Annotated in this window: 19 protein-coding genes and 1 riboswitch; of the genes, 4 read left to right on the forward strand and 15 right to left on the reverse strand. The window is 73.7% G+C overall.

Annotation, left to right across the window (positions count from 1 at the left end; translation table 11 throughout):
• The 4 genes from lnt to ACFVXG_RS35165 form a co-directional block, all read right to left on the reverse strand.
• Entirely contained in the window at nucleotides 1–1641 is a 1641-nt protein-coding gene (gene lnt, locus ACFVXG_RS35150) for an apolipoprotein N-acyltransferase (protein WP_387933566.1), read from the reverse strand.
• 113 nt (nucleotides 1642–1754) lie between these two features.
• Entirely contained in the window at nucleotides 1755–2207 is a 453-nt protein-coding gene (locus ACFVXG_RS35155) for an N-acetyltransferase (protein ID WP_387933568.1), read from the reverse strand.
• A gap of 42 nt (nucleotides 2208–2249) precedes the next feature.
• Complete coding sequence (locus ACFVXG_RS35160; protein ID WP_387933570.1) at nucleotides 2250–3857, reverse strand: amidohydrolase; 1608 nt, start codon at nucleotides 3855–3857, stop codon at nucleotides 2250–2252.
• A gap of 49 nt (nucleotides 3858–3906) precedes the next feature.
• Nucleotides 3907–4347 carry an Lrp/AsnC family transcriptional regulator gene (locus ACFVXG_RS35165; RefSeq protein ID WP_045694655.1) on the reverse strand — a complete coding sequence of 147 codons (441 nt, stop codon included), beginning with the start codon at nucleotides 4345–4347 and terminating at the stop codon, nucleotides 3907–3909.
• A 231-nt stretch (nucleotides 4348–4578) separates the two neighbouring features.
• Between ACFVXG_RS35165 and ACFVXG_RS35170 the strand changes: the two genes are divergently transcribed.
• Nucleotides 4579–5079 (forward strand): hypothetical protein, encoded by a 501-nt coding sequence (locus tag ACFVXG_RS35170; protein WP_387933571.1) that lies wholly within the window; start codon nucleotides 4579–4581, stop codon nucleotides 5077–5079.
• A gap of 161 nt (nucleotides 5080–5240) precedes the next feature.
• Here the strand turns inward: ACFVXG_RS35170 and ACFVXG_RS35175 are convergent, their stop codons facing one another.
• A complete protein-coding gene (locus tag ACFVXG_RS35175; RefSeq protein WP_387933573.1) occupies nucleotides 5241–6404 on the reverse strand; it encodes an acyl-CoA dehydrogenase family protein in 1164 nt (387 codons plus the stop codon).
• Nucleotides 6405–6759: 355 nt separating this feature from the next.
• Between ACFVXG_RS35175 and ACFVXG_RS35180 the strand changes: the two genes are divergently transcribed.
• Together ACFVXG_RS35180 and ACFVXG_RS35185 are read left to right on the forward strand one after the other, a co-directional pair.
• Nucleotides 6760–7380, forward strand: a complete 621-nt coding sequence (locus ACFVXG_RS35180; protein WP_387933669.1) for a uridine kinase — start codon at nucleotides 6760–6762, stop codon at nucleotides 7378–7380.
• Nucleotides 7381–7769: 389 nt separating this feature from the next.
• Nucleotides 7770–9785 carry an AAA family ATPase gene (locus ACFVXG_RS35185; RefSeq protein WP_387933670.1) on the forward strand — a complete coding sequence of 672 codons (2016 nt, stop codon included), beginning with the start codon at nucleotides 7770–7772 and terminating at the stop codon, nucleotides 9783–9785.
• Nucleotides 9786–9815: 30 nt separating this feature from the next.
• Here the strand turns inward: ACFVXG_RS35185 and ACFVXG_RS35190 are convergent, their stop codons facing one another.
• From ACFVXG_RS35190 to ACFVXG_RS35235, 10 genes are all read right to left on the reverse strand, one after another.
• Complete coding sequence (locus ACFVXG_RS35190; RefSeq protein WP_387933575.1) at nucleotides 9816–10802, reverse strand: NAD-dependent epimerase/dehydratase family protein; 987 nt, start codon at nucleotides 10800–10802, stop codon at nucleotides 9816–9818.
• Between the two features lie 89 nt (nucleotides 10803–10891).
• Nucleotides 10892–11938 carry a hemolysin family protein gene (locus ACFVXG_RS35195; RefSeq protein WP_387933577.1) on the reverse strand — a complete coding sequence of 349 codons (1047 nt, stop codon included), beginning with the start codon at nucleotides 11936–11938 and terminating at the stop codon, nucleotides 10892–10894.
• Nucleotides 11935–13278, reverse strand: coding sequence for a hemolysin family protein (locus tag ACFVXG_RS35200; RefSeq protein ID WP_387933578.1), 1344 nt, complete (start codon nucleotides 13276–13278; stop codon nucleotides 11935–11937). Before ACFVXG_RS35200 ends, ACFVXG_RS35195 begins: the two co-directional genes overlap by 4 nt.
• A gap of 261 nt (nucleotides 13279–13539) precedes the next feature.
• Nucleotides 13540–13980 carry a PH domain-containing protein gene (locus tag ACFVXG_RS35205; RefSeq protein ID WP_387933580.1) on the reverse strand — a complete coding sequence of 147 codons (441 nt, stop codon included), beginning with the start codon at nucleotides 13978–13980 and terminating at the stop codon, nucleotides 13540–13542.
• 203 nt (nucleotides 13981–14183) lie between these two features.
• Complete coding sequence (gene hisG, locus ACFVXG_RS35210) at nucleotides 14184–15032, reverse strand: ATP phosphoribosyltransferase (protein WP_387933582.1); 849 nt, start codon at nucleotides 15030–15032, stop codon at nucleotides 14184–14186.
• A gap of 47 nt (nucleotides 15033–15079) precedes the next feature.
• On the reverse strand, nucleotides 15080–15352 hold the full coding sequence (locus ACFVXG_RS35215) for a phosphoribosyl-ATP diphosphatase (protein ID WP_030279806.1): 273 nt from the start codon (nucleotides 15350–15352) through the stop codon (nucleotides 15080–15082).
• A gap of 158 nt (nucleotides 15353–15510) precedes the next feature.
• The gene (ribH, locus tag ACFVXG_RS35220) at nucleotides 15511–15984 is read right to left on the reverse strand and encodes a 6,7-dimethyl-8-ribityllumazine synthase (protein ID WP_387933584.1); all 474 of its coding nucleotides are present in this window, start codon (nucleotides 15982–15984) and stop codon (nucleotides 15511–15513) included.
• A gap of 62 nt (nucleotides 15985–16046) precedes the next feature.
• Nucleotides 16047–17330: a bifunctional 3,4-dihydroxy-2-butanone-4-phosphate synthase/GTP cyclohydrolase II gene (locus tag ACFVXG_RS35225; protein ID WP_350506379.1), complete on the reverse strand. Its 1284-nt coding sequence runs from the start codon at nucleotides 17328–17330 to the stop codon at nucleotides 16047–16049.
• Nucleotides 17327–17974, reverse strand: a complete 648-nt coding sequence (locus tag ACFVXG_RS35230) for a nicotinamide riboside transporter PnuC (RefSeq protein WP_387933586.1) — start codon at nucleotides 17972–17974, stop codon at nucleotides 17327–17329. Before ACFVXG_RS35230 ends, ACFVXG_RS35225 begins: the two co-directional genes overlap by 4 nt.
• Complete coding sequence (locus tag ACFVXG_RS35235) at nucleotides 17971–18696, reverse strand: riboflavin synthase (RefSeq protein WP_387933588.1); 726 nt, start codon at nucleotides 18694–18696, stop codon at nucleotides 17971–17973. The genes ACFVXG_RS35230 and ACFVXG_RS35235 overlap by 4 nt, the downstream gene beginning before the upstream one ends.
• 218 nt (nucleotides 18697–18914) lie before the next feature.
• Nucleotides 18915–19042: riboswitch (FMN riboswitch) on the reverse strand.
• 256 nt (nucleotides 19043–19298) lie between these two features.
• Between ACFVXG_RS35235 and ACFVXG_RS35240 the strand changes: the two genes are divergently transcribed.
• The gene (locus ACFVXG_RS35240; protein ID WP_387933589.1) at nucleotides 19299–19544 is read left to right on the forward strand and encodes an SCO4226 family nickel-binding protein; all 246 of its coding nucleotides are present in this window, start codon (nucleotides 19299–19301) and stop codon (nucleotides 19542–19544) included.
• Nucleotides 19545–19588 lie beyond the last annotated feature (44 nt).

Here is a 19588-nt window from a genome sequence, read left to right on the forward strand (position 1 = left end):
CTACGGCACCACCTGGTCCAACGATTCCCCGGCGGCCGGTGTTCCGCCCGCCGGCTTCCGGCGACGGCCGACCAGCAGGGCGGCGCCGCAGGCCAGCAGGCCGCCGACGGCCAGCGTCCACTCCGGGAGGGCACCGACCCGGTCGGCCACCGTGGTGCCGTCGCGCAGCGGGACGGTGGCGGACAGCTCGGCCGGGGTCAGCTCGGCAGTGCGCTGCTCGACGGTGCCGTCCGGGGCGATCACGGCGCTGATGCCGCTGGTGGCGGCGATCAACACGGCCCGGCCGTGCTCGACCGCGCGCAGCCGGCTCATCGCCAGCTGCTGCTCGGGCTGACCGGTCTCGGCGTAGGTCGCGTTGTTGGTCTGGACCACCAGGACGCGGGCGCCGCTGTCCACGGTGTCCCGGACGATCTCGTCGTAGGCCACCTCGAAGCAGATCACGTCGCCGATCTTCGCCGGGCCAAGCTGCATCACGCCGTTGTGGTCGCCCGGGTAGAAGTCGCGGGCGACCCGCTGGAGGCGGGTGACCACCTTCATCAGCTGGGCGCGGAACGGCACGTACTCGCCGAACGGGACGGGGTGCTGCTTGGTGTAGGAGGCGCCGGGGCCGGTGACCGGGTCCCAGACGATGCCCTCGTTCTGGACGTGCTGCGCGTCCGGGCCGTCCACCAGGGTGCCGACCAGGGTGGGCACGCCGACCGCCTTGACCGCCTCGTCGATGCGCTGGCGGGCCAGCGGGTCGCTGAACGGGTCCAGGTCGGAGGAGTTCTCCGGCCAGATCACCACGTCGGGGCGCGGCACCTTGCCGGCCTGGACGTCCGCGGCGAGGCGCTCGGTGGCCGAGGCGTGGTTGTTGAGCACCATCATCGGGCGGCCCAGGAAGTCCATGCCCGGGTTGGGCACGTTGCCCTGGACGATGGCGACCTTCACGGTGTCGGCCGCGGCCGTGGGCACCGGGACGAGGTAGCCGACCAGCAGCGTGGCCACCGCGCCGAGCGCCGCCAGGGCGGCGGCCTTCGGGGCCCGGCCCGGCCCGCGCAGGCGCAGCGCCGCCCAGGCGAGCAGGGTGCCGGACAGGGCGACCGCGAAGGTCACCAGCGGTGCGCCGCCGAGGGCGGCCAGCGGGGTGTACGGGGTCGCGGTGTTGGCGAAGGCGAGCCGGCCCCAGGGGAAGCCGCCGAGCGGCAGCCGGTCGCGCGCCCACTCCTGGGTGACCCACAGGGCGGCCGCCCAGAGCGCCCAGCCGGGCAGTCGGGAGGTGAGCGCCAGCGCCCCGCCGAGCAGGGCCAGGAACAGCGCCTCGACGACCGACAGGCCGACCGTGGCGTCCCAGCCGACCACCCGCAGCCAGCTGAGCAGCATCAGGAAGAACGGGAAGCCGAAGGCGAAGCCCGTCCAGGCGCCCTGGCGGAAGGTGCGGCCGCGGGTGAGCAGCGACAGCGCGGCGACGCCCAGCAGCGACAGCGGCCACAGGTCGTACGGCGGGAAGGCGAAGGCGAGCAGCAGGCCGGACAGCGCGGCGAGGCCGGTGCGCGGCAGGCCGGCCCGGACCTTGGCGAGCGCGCGGGCGAGGCGGCCGGGGGCCTGGGCCGGTTCCTGTGGCTCGGGAGCGGTCCCGGACCGCTCCTGGGTGACGGGCATGGCCACCGGCGCACCATCTTCCTGGGGCTTGCTGTTCGGACGCTGTGCGAAGAAGGTACCCCGGAACGTCGAGGGCGCGTGAGGTCAGGGTGCTGGGGCCCGTCCTGGGCGGATCAGCGCTCCGAGTAGCGGAAGCGCCCCAGCGGCCAGTGGTCGGTGAGCCAGGCGGAGACGGCGCGGTACAGCGGGGCGTCCAGCTCGGCGCGGTCGGCGCGGACCCAGGAGCTGACCGAGACCGCGGACGGGTCCTCGCGGTCCGGGTAGATGTACAGGCAGCCGATCACCTCGTCCCGGTCCGGCTCCAGGACGGTGTAGGTGAAGCCGCGGCGGGCCTCGAAGTCGGCGGCGTGCCGGCGCAGGTCGGCGAGGTTGTCCTCCGGGGTCATGCCGTCGACGGGCGGCCAACCGCGGCCGGCCCAGCCGGGGGTGGCGCTGATGTGCTCAATACTGCCTGTCCAGGCGGCGTGGTCGGAGGCGTTGTGCTGCTCGCCCAGGGGTTCCAGGCGGAACTCCGGGGCGAGCAGCTCGCGCGGGACGGTGAAGTCGGCGGGGACGAGTTCGGTCATGGCCCGCACCCTATGAGGGTGATCGCCCGCCGTTCATCCGAATTACCGCTCGTACACGGTGCGGCCGCGGACCACCGTCCGCAGGCAGACCGGGAGTTCGTGGCCCGGGGTGAGGTCGGGCAGGCCGGGGGTGCCGGAGCGCGGGTCGGTGGACCAGCCCGCCACCCGGGAGTCCGGGGCCTGGACGACCAGCTCGTCGGCGGCCCAGAGCGCGTAGTTGGCGACCGCGCCGGGCACCAGCACGCCGTCGTGGTCGCGGCCGATCGCGCGCCAGCCGCCGCGGGTGTGGGCGGTGAAGGCGGCACGGACCGAGATCCGGTGCTCCAGCGTCCGGTGGAAGGCCGCGGCGCGCACGGTGCCCCACGGGTCGAGCGGGGTGACCGGGGCGTCCGAGCCGAAGGCCAGCGGGACGCCGGCCCGCAGCAGCGCGGCGTACGGGTTGAGGCCGGCCGCCCGCTCGGCACCCAGGCGCTGCGCGTACATGCCGTCCGGGCCGCCCCAGGCGGCGTCGAAGGCGGGCTGGACGGAGGCGGTCAGGCCGAGTTCGGCGAAGGCCGCGATGGCCTCGTCGTCCAGGGCCTCGGCGTGCTCGACGCGGTGGCGCAGCGCCTTGACCCGGGCGGCGCCGACCCGCTCGCCGGCCGTGCGCACGCCCTCGATGACGGCGGCGAGCGCCGCGTCGCCGATCGCGTGGAAGCCGGCCTGCAGCCCGGCCTCGGTGCAGGCGGCGACGTGGTCGGCGACCTGCCCGGCGGTCAGGTAGGCGGTGCCGGTGTGCTCGGCGTCGGAGTAGGGGGCGTGCAGGCAGGCGGTGTGCGAGCCGAGCGCGCCGTCCACGAAGAGGTCGCCGCCGGCGCCCACCGCGCCGAGCCGGCGGGCCGTCTCGACTCCGCCCAGCTCGCCCCAGTAGCCGAAGACCTCGGGGCCCTCGCCCTCGGCGGCCAGCTCCAGCAGGGCGGCCAGGTCGGCCTCGGCGGAGATCTCCGGGCCGGCGCACTCGTGCAGGGCGCCGATGCCGAGCTCGGCGGCGCGGGCCAGGGTGGCCCGCTGGGCGCGGCGGCGCTGCTCGGGGGTGAGCTGCGCCAGCGCGGTCTGCCGGACGGCGTGGTGGGCGTCCTTGGTGAGCGGGCCCTCGGCGTCGTGGCCGGGGCGCTCGGCGAGGCCCTCGGTGAGGGTGCGCAGCGCGGTGGTGGCGAGCGCGGAGTGCACGTCGGTGCGGGAGAGGTAGAGCGCGGCGCCCCGGGCGGCCGCGTCGAGTTCGGCGAGCGTGGGCGGGCGGCCCTCGGGCCAGCCGGTCTCGTCCCAGCCGTGGCCGATCAGCACCCCGCCGGTCTCCGGCTGCGCCTCGACGAAGGCGGTGACGGCGGCCAGGGCGGCGGCCAGCGAGGGGCTGCCGGTGAGGTCGAGGCCGGTGAGCGCCAGTCCGGTGGCGGTGGCGTGCACGTGGGCGTCGACGAAGGCGGGGGTGACCAGGGCGCCGTCCAGCTCGACGATCTCGTCGGCGGTCGCGGCGTACGCCTCGGCGGCGCCGTCGCTGCCGACCCAGGCGATCTGCCCGCCTTCCACGAGCATCGCGGTGGCGAAGGGGTCGGCGGGGCTGTAGACGGCGCCGCCGCGCAGCAGGACGGTCCGGAGGGTGCGTTCGGTCATGCGGCTAAGTCTGCCCCTTGCTTTTCCCCCCGGGGAGCCGGCCCGGCCTTCAGAGCTTCGGGGGTCGGGCCTCGTACGGGGTGGAGAGCACCACGGTGGTGCGGGTGGAGACTCCGGCGGCGCTGCGGATCCGGGCCAGCAGGTCCTCCAGGTCACCGGGGGCGCCGACCCGCACCTTGAGGATGTAGTTCTCGTCGCCGGCGACGCTGTGACAGGCCTCGATCTCGGGCAGGCCGGCCAGTCTCTCCGGGGTGTCGTCCGGGGCGCTGGGGTCGAAGGGCTTGACCGAGATGAACGCGGTCAGCGCCAGGTCGACGGCGTCGGGGTCGATGATCGCGGTGTAGCCGCGGATCACCCCGCGCTGTTCGAGGCGGCGCACCCGTTGGTGCACCGCCGAGGTGGACAGGCCGGTGGCCTTGCCCAGGTCCGTGTAGCTCATCCGGCCGTCCTCCAGGAGCAGCTGGACGATGCGTTGGTCTAGATCCTCCACAGTCGGCAAACCTACCCGGTCGGGGGCACGGGGGGCGCACGGTGGTTGCACGGGGTAGGACCACAGGTGTCACATGGGCATGTGCCGGGTGAATGTGGCGGGCGGTGTGGCCAAGGACACACCCGGTGCATCACGGTGCACAACTCCGCAGGGTTATGAGCCCGAGTCGGAGGGAAGTGCTGGTTGTGGCCCCAGAGCGACCACGCCGGGCCCGATCCTAGGGGGATCCCCATGCCTGCTACTGACCAGCGTGTGCTGGCCGTCGACGAGACCGACGATCTGACCGGCCGCGACGGCCTCGCGGCCGACCACGCGCCGGGTACCGACCCCGGCGAGGCCGAGACCTGGGACATCTTCCGGGTCCACTGCCCCGAGTGCCGTCGTCCGATCGCCCTGGTGGCGGACGAGGAGCGGCTGCCACAGCACGCACTGCTGCCCACCGCCTGGAACCCCTTCGCCCCCGCGATCTGCCCCGGCTCGGGCACCCTGACCGACGACCTGGCCGAGGTCGAGACCCCGGAGGACGACGAACCGACCGGGTTCGAGGCGCTGTTCAAGCTCCCGAGCGGACTCGACTGGCGCACCCAGCCGTTCTCGCACGCGCTGGTGCACCGCCCGGTGCGCGGTGCGGGCAGCACCGTCGGCGCTCAGGCCAAGGCCGTGCGGCCGATCGCCGCGGCCGTCCCGCTCGCCACCATCCCGGAGCAGCGCCGACGGCTCGCACGGCGCTGACTCCCGCCGTGCGCCGATGAGTTGACGTCCAGTCAGAGAATTGCCCCCGGCTGTCACTCCGCACCCTGGAGTGGCGGCCGGGGGCCGTATCGGGGAGGGCTCCCGCCCTCGTGCCGGACCTCGCGCCGGACGTCGTGCCGGACCTCGGTCCGGCCCTCGGCTCAGCCCTTGGTGAGGTGGCGGCCGATCACCAGGCGCTGGATCTGGTTGGTGCCCTCGACGATCTGCAGCACCTTGGCCTCGCGCATGTAGCGCTCGGCCGGGAAGTCCTGGGTGTAGCCGTAGCCGCCGAGCACCTGGACGGCGTCGGTGGTCACCCGCATCACGGTGTCGGTGCAGAACAGCTTGGCCATCGCCGCCTCCTTGGAGAACGGCCGACCCGCGTCGCGCAGCCGCGCGGCGGCGAGGTAGAGCGAGCGCCCGGCCTCGATCTGGGTCGCCATGTCGGCGAGCATGAAGGACAGGCCCTGGAAGTCGGCGATCGGGCGGCCGAACTGGCGCCGGGTGCGCGCGTAGTCGACCGCGAGGTCGAGCGCGGCCTGGGCGACGCCGATCGCACAGGCGGCGATGCCGAGGCGACCGGAGTCCAGTGCGGCGAGCGCGATCTGGAAGCCCTGACCCTCCTCGCCGATCAGCCGCTCGCGGGCCACCCGGGCGCCGTCGAAGTGCAGCTGGGCGGTCGGCGAGGAGCGCATGCCCATCTTGTGCTCCGGCGGCGCGGCCGACAGGCCCTGCTGGTCGCCGGGGACGAGCAGGCAGCTGATGCCCTTGGGGCCGTCGACGCCGGTACGCACCAGGGCGCTGTAGAAGTCGGCCTGGCCGCCGTGGGTGATCCACGCCTTGGTGCCGTTGACGACGTACTCGTCCCCGTCGAGGTCGGCACGGGTGCGCAGGGCCGCCGCGTCCGAGCCGGACTGCGGCTCGGAGAGGCAGTAGGCGCCGAGCTGCTCGCCGGAGAGCATGCCGGGCAGCCACTTGGCGCGCTGCTCGTCACTGCCGAAGGTGGCCAGCGCGTGGCAGGACAGGGTGTGCACGCTGACGCCGAGGCCGACCGCGAGCCAGCCGGACGCGAGCTCCTCGAGCACCTGGAGGTACACCTCGTAGGGCTGCTCGCCGCCGCCGTACTCCTCGCCGTACGGGAGGGAGAGCAGGCCGGCCTCGCCCAGGGTGCGGAAGACCTCCCGGGGGAAGCGGTCCGCGGCCTCGTCCTCCGCCGCGCGCGGCTGGAGCTCGCGCTGGACCAGGTCCCGGGTGAGGCTCAGCAGCTCGCGGGCCTCCTCGCTGGGCAGCTGGCGCTCCACGGCTTTCACGGGGGAGGGGGTCATGGCGAGGGTCGCCTCCTCGATCGGGCGCCGGGCCCGGGTGGCGGGTGGTCCGGCGCGGGTGTGGCAGGTCGGCCCGACCGGCACCGGGTTGCGGTGAACGGCCGTTCACATGCGTAGCGAAGGCGAGTATGCCCGAAACCCGCGCTGCCGTCACGACCTGCACAGATGATCTGTCCGCAGTGGTGGGCTACGGCACCGTAGGGTTGACGTTGTGGCTGCATCCGAAACCGTCTCCTCCCCCCGTCCGCCGGCTCCGGTCGACCCGCTGACCGGGCGCGACGCGGCAGACGCGGTCGGCGGGGCCGATGCGCTGACCGGGCGCGATGCGGCAGACGCGGCCAACGGGCGCGACGCGGTGGCCGGGCGCGACGCGGTGGCCGGGCTGGCGGCGGAGCTGCGGGAGCTGCCGCCCTCCTGCGGGCCGGTGCGGCTGGTCGCGGTGGACGGGCACGCGGGCTCCGGCAAGACGACCTTCGCCGGGCGGCTGGCAGCGGCGCTCGGCGGGGCCCCGGTGGTCCACCTCGACGACCTGGCCACCCACACCGAGCTCTTCGGCTGGACCGGGCGGCTGCGCGAGCAGGTGCTGGAGCCGCTGGCGGCCGGCCGGGACGCCGAGCACCGGGTGTACGACTGGACGCTGCGCCGCTTCACGGGCACCGCCCGGGTGCCGCTCGCGCCGGTGGTGCTGGTGGAGGGGGTCGGGGCCGGGCGCCGGGAGGTGCGGCCGTGGCTGGCCCGGGTGATCTGGATGGAGTTGGACGCCGCCGCGGCCCGTCGGCGCGGCGAGGAGCGGGACGGGCCGGAACTCGCCGGATTCTGGGCCGGTTGGGCCCGCGCGGAGGCGGCGCACTTCGCCGCCGACCCGAGCCGTCCGCACGCCGCCACGAGGGTCGACGGGGTGACCGGACGGATCGTGCCGAGCACCGTCGGTGAACCTTCAACTAGCCCCTTGACCTGCGACATCACCAGGATTTAGGTTCTCCTCAGTCGCCGGAACCCACCGTTCCGGCCGCTTCGGACCCGGCGCCCCCGGCTTGTTCCCCCGTGAGCCGGGGGCGCCGTCCGGTCCCCTCCCCCAGCCCGCCCGGCCAGCGGTTTTTCGGCCATCCGGCCGCTCAACCACCCTGTGCGCGATCGTATTTGACCCTGTGCGGCACCCTTCCGGATCAGCCCCGCGCCGGTACGATTCCCGGTAGGCGCATATGCGCCCCGGGGGCTCGACGACCACCGGCCCGGCTGCGCACGGGCGATCCGCCGGCCGACCCCCGGGCCACACCGCGGGGGGCGTGAGTGACGACGGTGGACAGTTCCGACAGCACGGCGGGCGGCCCGGACCGGCTCGCCGACCGGGCCTGGCTGCGGGCCATGGACGCCTACACGGCCGGCGCCTACGCCCGGGCCGAGGAGGAGTTCCGGGCGGCCGTCCGACTGGACCCCGGCATGGCCGACGCCTGGCTCGGCCTGCACGCCCTGCGCAGCGACACCTCGGCGGCCCTGCTCGCCATGTACCGCAACCAGGCCCGCTTCGGCGAGCAGCGCAGGCTGCACCGCCGCCCGCTCAGTTCCTGGTACTGGCTGGGCTGGTGGGTCCAGCCGGTGCTGGAGGACGCCCGCGACCTCGCGCTGGCGCACGCCTCGCACTGGCTGGACGGCCGCCATCTGGCCGAGCTGGACCGGGCGTTGGAGCAGTGCCCGGCGCCCAGCGAGGATCCGTCCGCCCAGTTCCTGTACGCCTGCCGGTCCTACCTGCTCAAGGACTGGGAGCAGTTGATCCGGGACACCGACCGGCTGCTGGACGACCCGCTGCTGGGCATCGAGGCCGGGCTCTTCGCCGGCATGGCCCGGGTGCGGCTGGACATGTGCGCCCAGGCGCAGGGCCCGCTGGCCGCCTCGCTGGCCCGCTGCCGCTCCGAGCAGCCGCAGCGCAAGGAGCTGCGGTACTGGCTGGCCCGGGCCTACGAGGGGGCCGGGCGCAGTGCGGCGGCGCTGCCGCTGTACCGGGCGGTGCACCGGGCGGATCCGGCCTTCATGGACACCTCGGCCCGGTTGGCGGCGATCTCGGCGGAGGACGCGCTCGCGGACGGGCTGCTCGCGGACGGGCGCTCGGGCGGGCTGGACGGGGTCGGACTCGACAGCGCCGGACTGGACGGGGCCGGACTCGACGGCACCGGCCTGGACGGTGTGGGTCTGGACGGGGCCGGGCCGGGCGGTGAGACGGGCTACCAGGAGGACCCCGGCTACGCCGAAAGCCCGCTCTATGACGCCGAGTTCGGCACCGGCGCCGGCGCCGGACCCGGCACCGCCCCGGCCGGCGGCGGGCCCTCGGTGGACGCGACGCTGATGGACGGCCCGCTCGCCGGACCGGCCCCGGACACCGCCCCCACGGACGGCGCGCCGCAGACGGCCGGCGAACGCTCCGGCTCGGGCGCCCCGGCCGGCCCCGTCGCGCCGCCTCCGCCGCTGCCGGTGCGCGGCGAGGCCCAGCCCCGGACCGCCGCCGCCCCGGTGCCCCAAACTGCGGGCGGCGAACGGGAGTTGGACGCGGCCCTGGCGGAACTCTCGCTGATGGTCGGCCTGGAGCCGGTCAAGCGCCAAGTCCGGGCGCTGTCCGCCCAGTTGAGAATGTCGAGGCTGCGGGCCGAGCAGGGGCTGCCGGTTCAGCCGCCGAAGCGGCACTTCGTCTTCTCCGGCCCGTCCGGCACCGGCAAGACCACCGTGGCGCGGATCCTCGGCCGGGTCTTCCACGCCCTCGGCCTGCTCTCCGGCGACCACCTGGTGGAGGCCCAACGAGCAGACCTGGTGGGCGAGTTCCTCGGCCAGACCGCCGTCAAGGCGAACGAGCTGATCGACTCCGCGCTGGACGGTGTGCTGTTCATCGACGAGGCGTACAGCCTCTCCAACTCCGGCTACACCAAGGGCGACGCGTACGGCGACGAGGCGCTCCAGGTGCTGCTCAAGCGGGCCGAGGACAACCGGGACCGGCTGGTGGTGATCCTGGCCGGCTACCCCGAGGGGATGAACCGGCTGCTCGCCACCAACCCCGGCCTCAACTCCCGCTTCACCACCCGGGTCGACTTCCCCAGCTACCGGCCGAACGAGCTGACCGCGATCGGCGCCGCCCTGGCCGGCCGGGACGGCGACGGCTGGGACGAGGACGCGGCCGAGGAGCTGGCCAGCATCTGCGTCCACGTGGTGCGCGAGGGCTGGATCGACGAGTTGGGCAACGGCCGGTTCATCCGTACCCTGTACGAGAAGTCCTGCGCCTACCGGGACCTGCGGCTGTCGCTGCTGCGCGAGCCGCCGGGCCGGGAGGACCTGGCGACGCTGCGGCTGCCGGACCTGGTGCAGGCGTACGGGGAGCTGATCGACGGCCGGGGCTGACGACCGGCTCCCCCTCCGGGCCTCCAGGCCTCAGCCCTCGAGCAGCCTCGCCTCGCGCTCGGGGTCGAGCCCGACGTTCGGCCGGTCGGCGCGCTGCGGGGCCTCGCCGCCGATCGACCGCAGCCAGGCCCAGGTGTCCTCGACCGTCTCGGCGACCGGGCGGCAGCGCAGCCCGGCGTCGACGGCGCGGGCGACCGAGGCGCCGTGCAGGAAGTCGTAGAGCTCGCCGGGCGCCAGCCAGATCGGCAGCTCCGTCCACGGCTCCACGCCGGCCGCCGTGATCCGCTCCGGGTCGGTCCAGCGCAGCTCGGCGTCCGAGCCGGTGGTCCGGACGCAGGCCTCCAGCAGCCCGCCCATGGTGGTGTGGCCGGCCGGGCTGACCACGTTGTACGGGCCGCTCAGCCGGGCCGCCACCGCGTCCAGGGTCCACCCGGCGAGGTCGCGGCCGTCGATGTACTGGAGGGGCAGCTCGCGCGGGCCGGGGGCGAGCACCGGGCCGCCGCGGGCGATCCGGTTGAGCCACCAGGGCAGTCGGCCGATGTTCTCGTACGGGCCGAGGATCAGTCCGGCGCGGACCAGCAGGGCGCGCCCGCCGTACTCCGCCTCCAGGGCCAGTTCGGCGCCACGCTTGGCCTCGGCGTAGCCCACCTCGCCGGTGAGGTCCGGTGCGGAGTCGACCACCGGTGCCGTCTCGTCGGCCCCGGCGCGCAGCGGGTAGTCGTACACCGAGCGGCTGGAGACGTACGCGTAGTGGCCGACCCGGCCGTTCAGCCGCCGGGCGCTGTCACGCACGGCCGCCGGGGCCCAGGACCAGGTGTCCACCACGGCGTCCCACTCCCCCGTGCCGAGCGCGGCCAGGCCGTCCTCGGCGGTGCGGTCGCCCAGCAGCACCCGGACGCCCTCGGGCGCGGGCTGCGTGCCGCGATTGAGGGCCGTCACCTCCCACCCCCTGGCCAGCGCCTCCTCGGCGACGGCCCGTCCGACGAACTTCGTTCCACCCAGCAGCAGGAGTCTCATGCCGACCACCCTCCTCCGAGGGTGGTCGGCCTGGGAACCGCTGCATGCTGTGGGCAGAATCGCCCTCGGCGAACGGTGTTTTCCGGTGGCTAGGCGGTCGTCCGGTGGTCCGGGTCGTGCATCTCGCCGACCAGTTCCTCCAGGACGTCCTCCAGCATCACCACGCCGATCGTGCGGCCGTCCTGGTCCAGCACGGCGGCCAGGTGGCAGGTGGCGCGGCGCATCGCGCCGAGGGCGTCGTCCAGCGGGAGGCTGCCGCGCAGCACCGTGATCGGCCGCCACAGCCGGGCCGGGACGGGCGCCGACGGGTCGTCCACGTCGAGGATGTCCTTGAGGTGGAGGTAGCCCAGGTAGCCGTGGCCGGCCGGGTCCCCGTCGGTGACCGGGAAGCGCGAGAAGCCGGTGCGCAGGGCGAGCTCCTCGACCTCGGCGGCGGTCGCCTTCGGGTCCACGGTGACCAACTGCTCGGGCCGCAGCAGGACCTCGGTGACCGGGCGGCGGCCCAGCTCCAGCGCGTCCTCCAGGCGCTCCTGGCGGTCCTCGTCGAGCAGGCCGGCGTCCCGGGAGTCGACCAGCAGGTACATCAGCTGCTCGGTGGTGAACACCGACTCGACCTCGTCCTTGGCCTCGACCCGGAACAGCCGCAGCACGCCGTTGGCGCAGGCGTTGAGCGCCCGGATCACCGGCGCGAGCCAGCGGGCCAGCCGGTCCAGCGGCGGGCCGAGCAGCAGCGCGGCCCGCTCCGGGCCGGCCATCGCCATGTTCTTCGGCACCATCTCGCCCATCACCATGTGCAGGAAGACCACGAGGGCCAGCGAGATCCCGTACGAGAGCGGGTGCATCAGGCCGGACGGGACGCCGATCGCGTGGAACGGGCCCTCCAGCAGGGCGGCGATGGTCGGCTCGGCGAGCGCACCGAGGCCCAGCGAGCAGACGGTGATGCCGAGTTGGGCGGCGGCCAGCATCGCGGAGACGTTGGACAGCGCGTGCAGCACGGTGCGGGCGCGCTTGTGCCCGGCCTCGGCGAGCGGCTCGATCTGGCTGCGGCGCACCGAGACGACGGCGAACTCGGCGCCGACGAAGAAGGCGTTGCCGAGCAGGAGCAGGACGGCGACGGCGAGTTGGAGGACGGTCATCGGACGTCATCCCCGCTCTCGCCGAACAGGCCGGGCGCGCTGGTGCGCTGCACCCGGACCTGGCTGGTGCGGTGCCGGTCGACGCCGGTCACGGTGAACCGCCAGCCGGGCAGCTCGGCCTGCTCGCCCACCACGGGCAGCTTGCCGAGCAGGTCGGAGACCAGGCCGGCCAGGGTCTCGTACGGGCCGTCCGGGGCGTTCAGGCCGATCGCCTCCAGCTGGTCGAGCCGGGCGCGGCCGTCGGCCTCCCAGGCGGGCAGGCCGTCGACGGCCGGCAGCGGGAGCAGGTCGGGGTGGTCGGCCGGGTCGTGCTCGTCCTGCACCTCGCCGACGATCTCCTCGACGATGTCCTCGACGGTGACGACACCGGCGGTGCCGCCGTACTCGTCGACCACGATGGCCATCGGCTGGAGGCGGCGCAGCTGGTCGAGCAGCCGCTCGGCGGGCAGGGTCTCGGGCACCAGCAGCGGCGGCGAGGACAGCTCGGCGACCCGGACCAGGCCGCGGCGGGCGGCCGGGACGGCGAGGGCGTCCTTGAGCGTCACGATGCCGGTGATCTCGTCCACGGTGTCGGTGTAGACCGGGAAGCGGGACAGGCCGGTGGCCCGGGTCAGGTTGATGACGTCGGAGGCGGTGGCGTCGCGCTGGAGGGCGGCGACGTCGATCCGCGGGGTCATCACCGACTCGGCGGTGAGCTCGCCGAGGCCGAGGGTGCGGACGAACAGCGTCGCCGACTCCTCGTCTATCGCGCCGGCCCTGGCCGAGTGCCGGGCCAGCGAGACCAGCTCGGCCGGGGTGCGGGCGTGGTCCAGCTCCTCCTGCGGCTCGATGCCGAAGGCGCGGACGGTGCGGTCCGCGGCGCCGTTCAGGAAGCTGATCAGCGGGCGGCAGGCGAAGGAGAAGGCCATGTGCGGGGCGGCGACCGCGCGGGCCACCTGGAGCGGGCGGGAGATCGCCCAGTTCTTCGGGACCAGCTCGCCGATCACCATCTGCACGACGGTGGCCAGCACCATGCCGACCACCACGGCGACGCCGCGGGCGGCCGAGTCCGGCACCCCGATGCCCGACATCACGGGCTGGAGCAGGGTCGACAGGGCCGGCTCCGCGAGCATGCCGACCACCAGCGAGGTGACGGTGATGCCCAGCTGGGCGCCGGAGAGTTCGAACGAGAGGTGCCGCAGCGCCCGGGAGACCCGGCGGGACTTGGCGTCGCCGGTCTCGGCGGAACGTTCCACCGCGCCCCGGTCGGCGGTCACGAAGGCGAATTCGGCGGCCACGAAGAGGCCGTTGGCGAGGATCAGGAGCAGGGCGGCGAGCAACAGCAGCCAGGCGGTGATCACAGTGCCGCCTGCCTTCCGGGGGTCGGAAGCGAGGCGGCGCGGGTACTACCGGACGGATCGTCCATCGAGGGGGAGTGTCACTCCTCAGGTCGTTTCGGTGCAGGTCGTTCTGGGGTGGGACCGGCGGGGCCGAAGTTTTGCCCCGCTTTTACCAGCGTAGACCATATCGGCCCGACGGTCGGAGGTGTGTTCGGGCCGGCGGGTACACCGGCTCACCGGTCCGCCGCGCTCCGCCGCCGCGCCCTCCCGCGCCGGCCGCCGTCAGACCTGGGCGTGGTGTTCGACCAGGTCGCGCAGGGCGCGGGCGTCCGCGATCGCCTGGTCCTTGCCGACGCCGGACTGGATGCCGACCGCCGCGAGCGAGGTGCCGTCGGCGAGGTCGAGGGTGGCCCACGGGTCGCCCTGACGGAAGTTGACCCGGACGATCTCCGGCCAGGACAGCCGGCGGCTGCGGACGAAGTTGACCACCGTCACACCCTCGGCGTCGGCGCTCACCCGGGGGCGGGCCAGCATCAGGCCCACGGTGGCGAACAGCACGCCGCTGGCGACCATCGCGATCCGGTCGTTGAGCTGCCAGTTCGCGGGGAGCAGCACCGCCAGCACCACGAACAGCGCCACGAGCATGGCGCAGACCGGCAGCAGCACCGCGCGGGTGCGGCGGGGCGCCCAGGTGACGGGGAACTCGACGGGCGGCGTGGACACGTGGGGTCTCCGGTGGTTCTGGGTTGCGACGGTCGCGACAGCACGAGGGCGGGGACGCCGGTCGGCGTCCCCGCCCCATTGAACCGTTCTTTACTCTTCGCCGTGCACGCAGGTCAGCGCCGTGCGAGCGGTTCGGAGGCGTGCACGCAGGTCAGCGGCGTGCGGTGGGCCGGCGGCGTGGTGGGTCAGAGGCGTGCGGTGGGTCAGAGGCGGCAGGCGTGGATGTTGGTGACCAGGATCGCCCGGGCGCCGATGCCCCACAGGTCGTCCATGATCTGCTGGGCCTCCTTGCGGAGCACCATCGACCGGACGGCCACCCAGCCCTCGGTGTGCAACGGGGAGACGGTCGGCGACTCCAGGCCGGGGGTGAGCGCCACGGCGGCGCCGACCTTCTCGGCCCGGATGTCGTAGTCCATCAGCACGTAGCGACGGGCCACCAGCACGCCCTGGAGGCGGCGCAGGAACTGCTCGACCCGGGCGTCCTCGCCCGCGCCCTTGGGGCGGATCACCACGGAGTCCGAGACCAGGATCGGCTCGCCGAAGACCTCCAGGCCGGCGTTACGCAGGCTGGTGCCGGTCTCCACCACGTCGGCGATCACGTCGGCCACGCCCAGCTGCACCGCGGTCTCGACCGCGCCGTCCAGCTTGGTGACCGTCGCCGTCACGCCGTGGTCGGCCAGGTGCTGCTCGACCAGGCCGGTGTAGGAGGTCGCGATCCGCAGCCCCTCCAGGCCCTGCACGTCCTTGACGTCCACGCCCTCGGGGCGGGCGAAGCGGAAGGTCGACCCGGCGAAGCCGAGGGCGAGCACCTCCTCCGCGTTGGAGTGCGAGTCCAGCAGCAGGTCGCGGCCGGTGATGCCGACGTCGAGGCGGCCGGAGCCGACGTAGACGGCGATGTCGCGCGGGCGGAGGAAGAAGAACTCGACCTCGTTGTTCGGGTCGACGAGGACGAGCTCCTTCGGGTCCTTCCGCTGGCGGTAGCCGGCCTCATGGAGCATCTCCGCCGCGGGACCCGAGAGCGAACCCTTGTTGGGGACGGCGATGCGCAGCATGGGAAGTCGGTTCCTTACCTGTTGGGGAGGGGTGCTGTCGGGAGCGGTTAGAGGTACTTGTAGACGTCGTCGAGCGTCAGCCCACGGGCGATCATCATCACCTGAAGGTGGTAGAGGAGCTGCGAGATCTCCTCAGCCGTCTGCTCGTCCGACTGGAACTCGGCGGCCATCCAGACCTCGGCGGCCTCCTCGACGACCTTCTTGCCGATCGAATGGACGCCCTGCTGGACGAGCTGGGCGGTACGGGAGGACGAGGGGTCGCCGGTGGCGGCCTTCTGCTGGAGCTCGGCGAAGAGCTCCTCGAATGTCTTCGAAGCCATGATGGGGCCACCTTACGGCGTGCGGGCGGACGGACGGTAAACGGTCCCGGACCGTGGACAGTCCGATGGACGTCCACGGTCCGGGACCGTACGGCCTGCCGTCAGCGGGCGTCGCGCAGGACGACGACGGTGGCGACGGCGGCGGTGAAGGCCTGCCGTCAGCGGGCGTCGCGCAGCACGACGGCGGTGGCGACGGCGGCCGTGACGGCCTCGTGGCCCTTGTCCTCGGCGGAGCCCGGCAGGCCGGCCCGGTCGAGCGCCTGCTCCTCGTTGTCGCAGGTCAGCACGCCGAAGCCGACCGGCACGCCGGTGTCCACGCTGACCTGGGTGAGGCCGGAGGTGGCCGCCTGGCAGACGTAGTCGAAGTGCGGGGTGCCGCCGCGGATGACCACGCCGAGGGCGATCACGGCGTCGTAGCCGCGGTCGGCGAGGCGCTTGGCGGCGACCGGCAGCTCGAAGGTGCCGGGCACGCGCAGCACGGTCGGCTCGGCGACGCCCAGCTCCTTGAGCGCCCGGTGGGCGCCGTCCAGCAGGCCGTTCATCACCTTGTCGTGCCACTGGGCGGCGATGACCGCGACCTTGAGGTCGGCGGCGCCGTCGATGGTCAGCTCGGGGGCTCCGTGGCCGCTCATGTCGCTACTTCCTGTCCTTGGGAGGGGGGTTCGGGTGTTCAGCGGGTGGTTCGGCGGGTGGCTCAGGAGCCGAGGCCGGGCAGGTCGTGGCCCATCCGGTCGCGCTTGGTGCGCAGGTAGCGCAGGTTGTGCTCGCCGGGCGCGATCTCGACCGCCTCGCGCCCCTTGACCTTGAGGCCGTGGTCGGTGAGCGCGGTCAGCTTCTGCGGGTTGTTGGTCAGCAGGGTGAGCGAGCGGACGCCGAGGTCCACCAGCATCTGCGCCGCGATGCTGTAGTCGCGGGCGTCGGCGGGCAGGCCCAGGTCCAGGTTGGCGTCGACGGTGTCGCGGCCCTGCTCCTGCAGCTCGTACGCGCGCAGCTTGTGGGCCAGGCCGATCCCCCGGCCCTCGTGGCCGCGCAGGTAGAGCACCACGCCGCGGCCGGCCTCGGCGACCCGCTGGAGCGAGGCCTCCAACTGCGGGCCGCAGTCGCAGCGCAGCGAACCGAAGACGTCGCCGGTCAGGCACTCGGAGTGCACCCGCACCAGCACGTCCTCGCCGTCCGGCAGCCGGCCGTCGGCCCCGAGGCCGCCGGCCACCAGCGCGATGTGCTCGACGCCGTCGATGGTGCCCTGGTAGCCGACGGCGGTGAACTCGCCGTGCACGGTGGGCAGGCCGGTGGTGGCGGCCCGGTCGACGTGCAGCTCGGTGCGGCGGCGGTAGGCGATCAGGTCCTCGATGGAGATGATCGCCAGGCCGTGCTCGCGGGCGAAGGCGACCAGCTCGGGCAGCCGGGCCATGGTGCCGTCGTCGTTGACCACCTCGGCGATCGCACCGGCCGGCGCCAGCCCGGCCAGCCGGGCCAGGTCGACGGCGGCCTCGGTGTGCCCGGGGCGGACCAGCACGCCGCCCTCGACGGCGCGCAGCGGGAAGACGTGGCCGGGCCGGGTGAGGTCCCCCGGCTCGGTGCCGGGCGAGGAGAGCAGCCGGACCGTACGGGCGCGGTCGGCGGCGGAGATGCCGGTGTCCACCCCCTCGCGGGCGTCCACCGAGACGGTGTACGCGGTGCCCTTGCGGTCCTCGTTGACCTGGGTCATCGGCGGGAGCTTGAGGCGGTCCAGCTCCTCCCCGGTCATCGGGGCGCAGATCACGCCGGAGCTGTAGCGGATGGTGAAGGCCATCAGCTCGGGGGTCGCGGCGGAGGCGGCGAAGACGATGTCGCCCTCGTTCTCCCGGTCCTCGTCGTCGACCACGATCACCGCGCGGCCGACCGCGATGTCGGCGATCGCCCGCTCGACCGGGTCGAGGACGAGCTCGTCACCGTCGCTGCCGGGCCGGGCGCCGGGCTGGGTCTGGTTCTCGGTCATGCCGTGACTCCCTGCGGGACGTTGGAGGACGTGACTCGCGGCTCACGGGTGCTCAGCCACCAGGAGCGCAGGCCGAGCAGCACCAGGACGAAGTAGACGGAGTAGGTGAGGCCGGAGAAGGTGTAGCCGCTGTTGAAGGCGAGCGGGACGCCGACCACGTCGACCGCGATCCAGGCGAACCAGAACTCCAGCCAGCCGCGCGCCTGGGCGACCATCGCGGCGAGCGTGCCGACGAAGATGTAGGCGTCCGACCAGGGGCTCCAGGACAGGCTGGGGTAGGCGGAGAACAGCGACGCCAGCGCGACGGTGCCGACCGCGGTGCCGGCCACCAGCGCGGCCCGCTCGGGCCAGTTGGCGAACCGGACGGAGATCGTGCCGGTGTCGCGGCGCCCGCGCCGCCACTGCGACCAGCCCCAGGCGGCGGTGACGATGACGATCAGCTGCTTGCCGATCAGGCCGGGGACGTGGCCCCCGAGGTAGGCGGCGATCAGGACGGCGCCGGACAGGAGTTGGACCGGCCAGCTCCACACCGAGCGGCGCCAGCCGAGTGCCAGGCCGCCGAAGCCGAGCAGGTTGCCGATCATGTCGGCCCACTTCACGTGTTCACCGAGGACGGTGAACGCCTCTCCGCTGAGCCAGCTCATTCGTTGTCCCCCGTGCTGTGCGTGGTGTGTGCGGTGTCCGCGGTGGTCTCTGCGGTGTGGGGCAGGTTCGGGAGGTTCGGGAGGTTCGGGAGGGTGCGCGATTCGAGCAGCCGCTCCACGTACTTGGCGAGTACGTCCACCTCCAGGTTGACGCTCTCGCCGAGGGTCTTCGCGCCGAGCGTGGTCAGCGCCAGGGTGGCCGGGATGAGGCTGACGGTGAAGCTGTCGCGGGCCGCCTCCACCACGGTGAGGCTGACGCCGTCGACCGTGATCGAGCCCTTCTCCACCAGGTAGCGGGAGATGGACTCCGGCAGCGAGAAGCGCAGCACCTCCCAGCGCAGGTTGCCGGCCGCGTCCCGCTCGCCGGGCTCGCGGCTCAACAGCCGTCCGGTGGCGTCGACATGGCCCTGGACCAGGTGTCCGCCGAGCCGGGCGCCGAGCGCCATCGCGCGCTCCAGGTTGACCGGGGAGCCGGGCTTCAACTCGCCCAGGCTGGAACGGTGCAGCGTCTCGGCCATCACGTCGGCGCTGAACTCGGCCGTCTCTGCGGCCAGTTCCTCGGCACTGTCGACCACGGTCAGACAGACGCCGTTGACCGCGATGGAGTCCCCGTGCCGCGCGCCGGCACGAACCACCGGGCCACGCAGGCGAATGCGCGAGGAGTCGCCGATCTCCTCGATCGACACGACCTCGCCGAGCTCTTCGATGATGCCGGTGAACACCCGGGTTCTCCTCGCGCTTGGGGCGCGGACTCCGGGGCGGCATGGGGAGATGACACGGACGGGCAACGGTGCACAGAACTGTCGACACGACCCGTCGCCGGGATGCCGGAGCCGTCGGGAGATCGCTCGCCCGACCCGGGAGACACCTCTCCCGCCGTTCACCTGACCGTGGTCCGGTCCGGTTCGTGATGGACCACGGGTACTGCTCTTCGTCCGCCCGCGCACGCCTCCCATCCGGACTTTAACCGTCGGTCCAGGAATTTCACCTGGTCAACCGGCCGCTGGCTGCGGACGGGTCGCGGACTGTAACCGCCGGTTCGGATTTTCACCGACCCCGGAGTGCGCTGAACGTCACTGCTGTTGACGTCATTGTGCCACGCGGGGCGCAAGCCCAGGGAGAGGGTTCCGCTGTGGCCTGTTTCACGGACTTGCGGGGAATGCGCGGCGGGGCGGTACGGCGTCGGTGGCGGCGGCGGTGGCGGGGCTGCGGCGGTGGCGGGGCCGTACGCGCAGGGTGACCCTGGTGGTGGGGCCGGAAAGGCCCGGGAGGGGTCGGCGGGGGTTCGGGCGCGAGCGCGGTTTCGGAGTCGGAGGCGAGCGCGATGAAGTTCATGGACATCCACCACGGGATGACCGGCATCACGGCGGAGCAGCTCAGGGCGGCCCACGCGGCCGACCTGGCGGTCGAGGGCGAGGAGGGCGTGCACTTCGAGCAGGCCTGGGCGGACCCGGAGTCGGGGACGGTGTACTGCCTGTCCGAGGCGCCGACCAAGGAAGCGGTGCAGCGGGTGCACGACCGGACCGGGCACCCGGCGGACGAGATCCACCCGGTGCCGCTGTCGGTGTGACCGGACGGAGGCGGTCGGGCCCGGCCGGGCGTTCAGGCTTGGCC

The organism is Kitasatospora sp. NPDC058162 (assembly GCF_042884005.1).
Lineage (GTDB): Bacteria > Actinomycetota > Actinomycetes > Streptomycetales > Streptomycetaceae > Kitasatospora.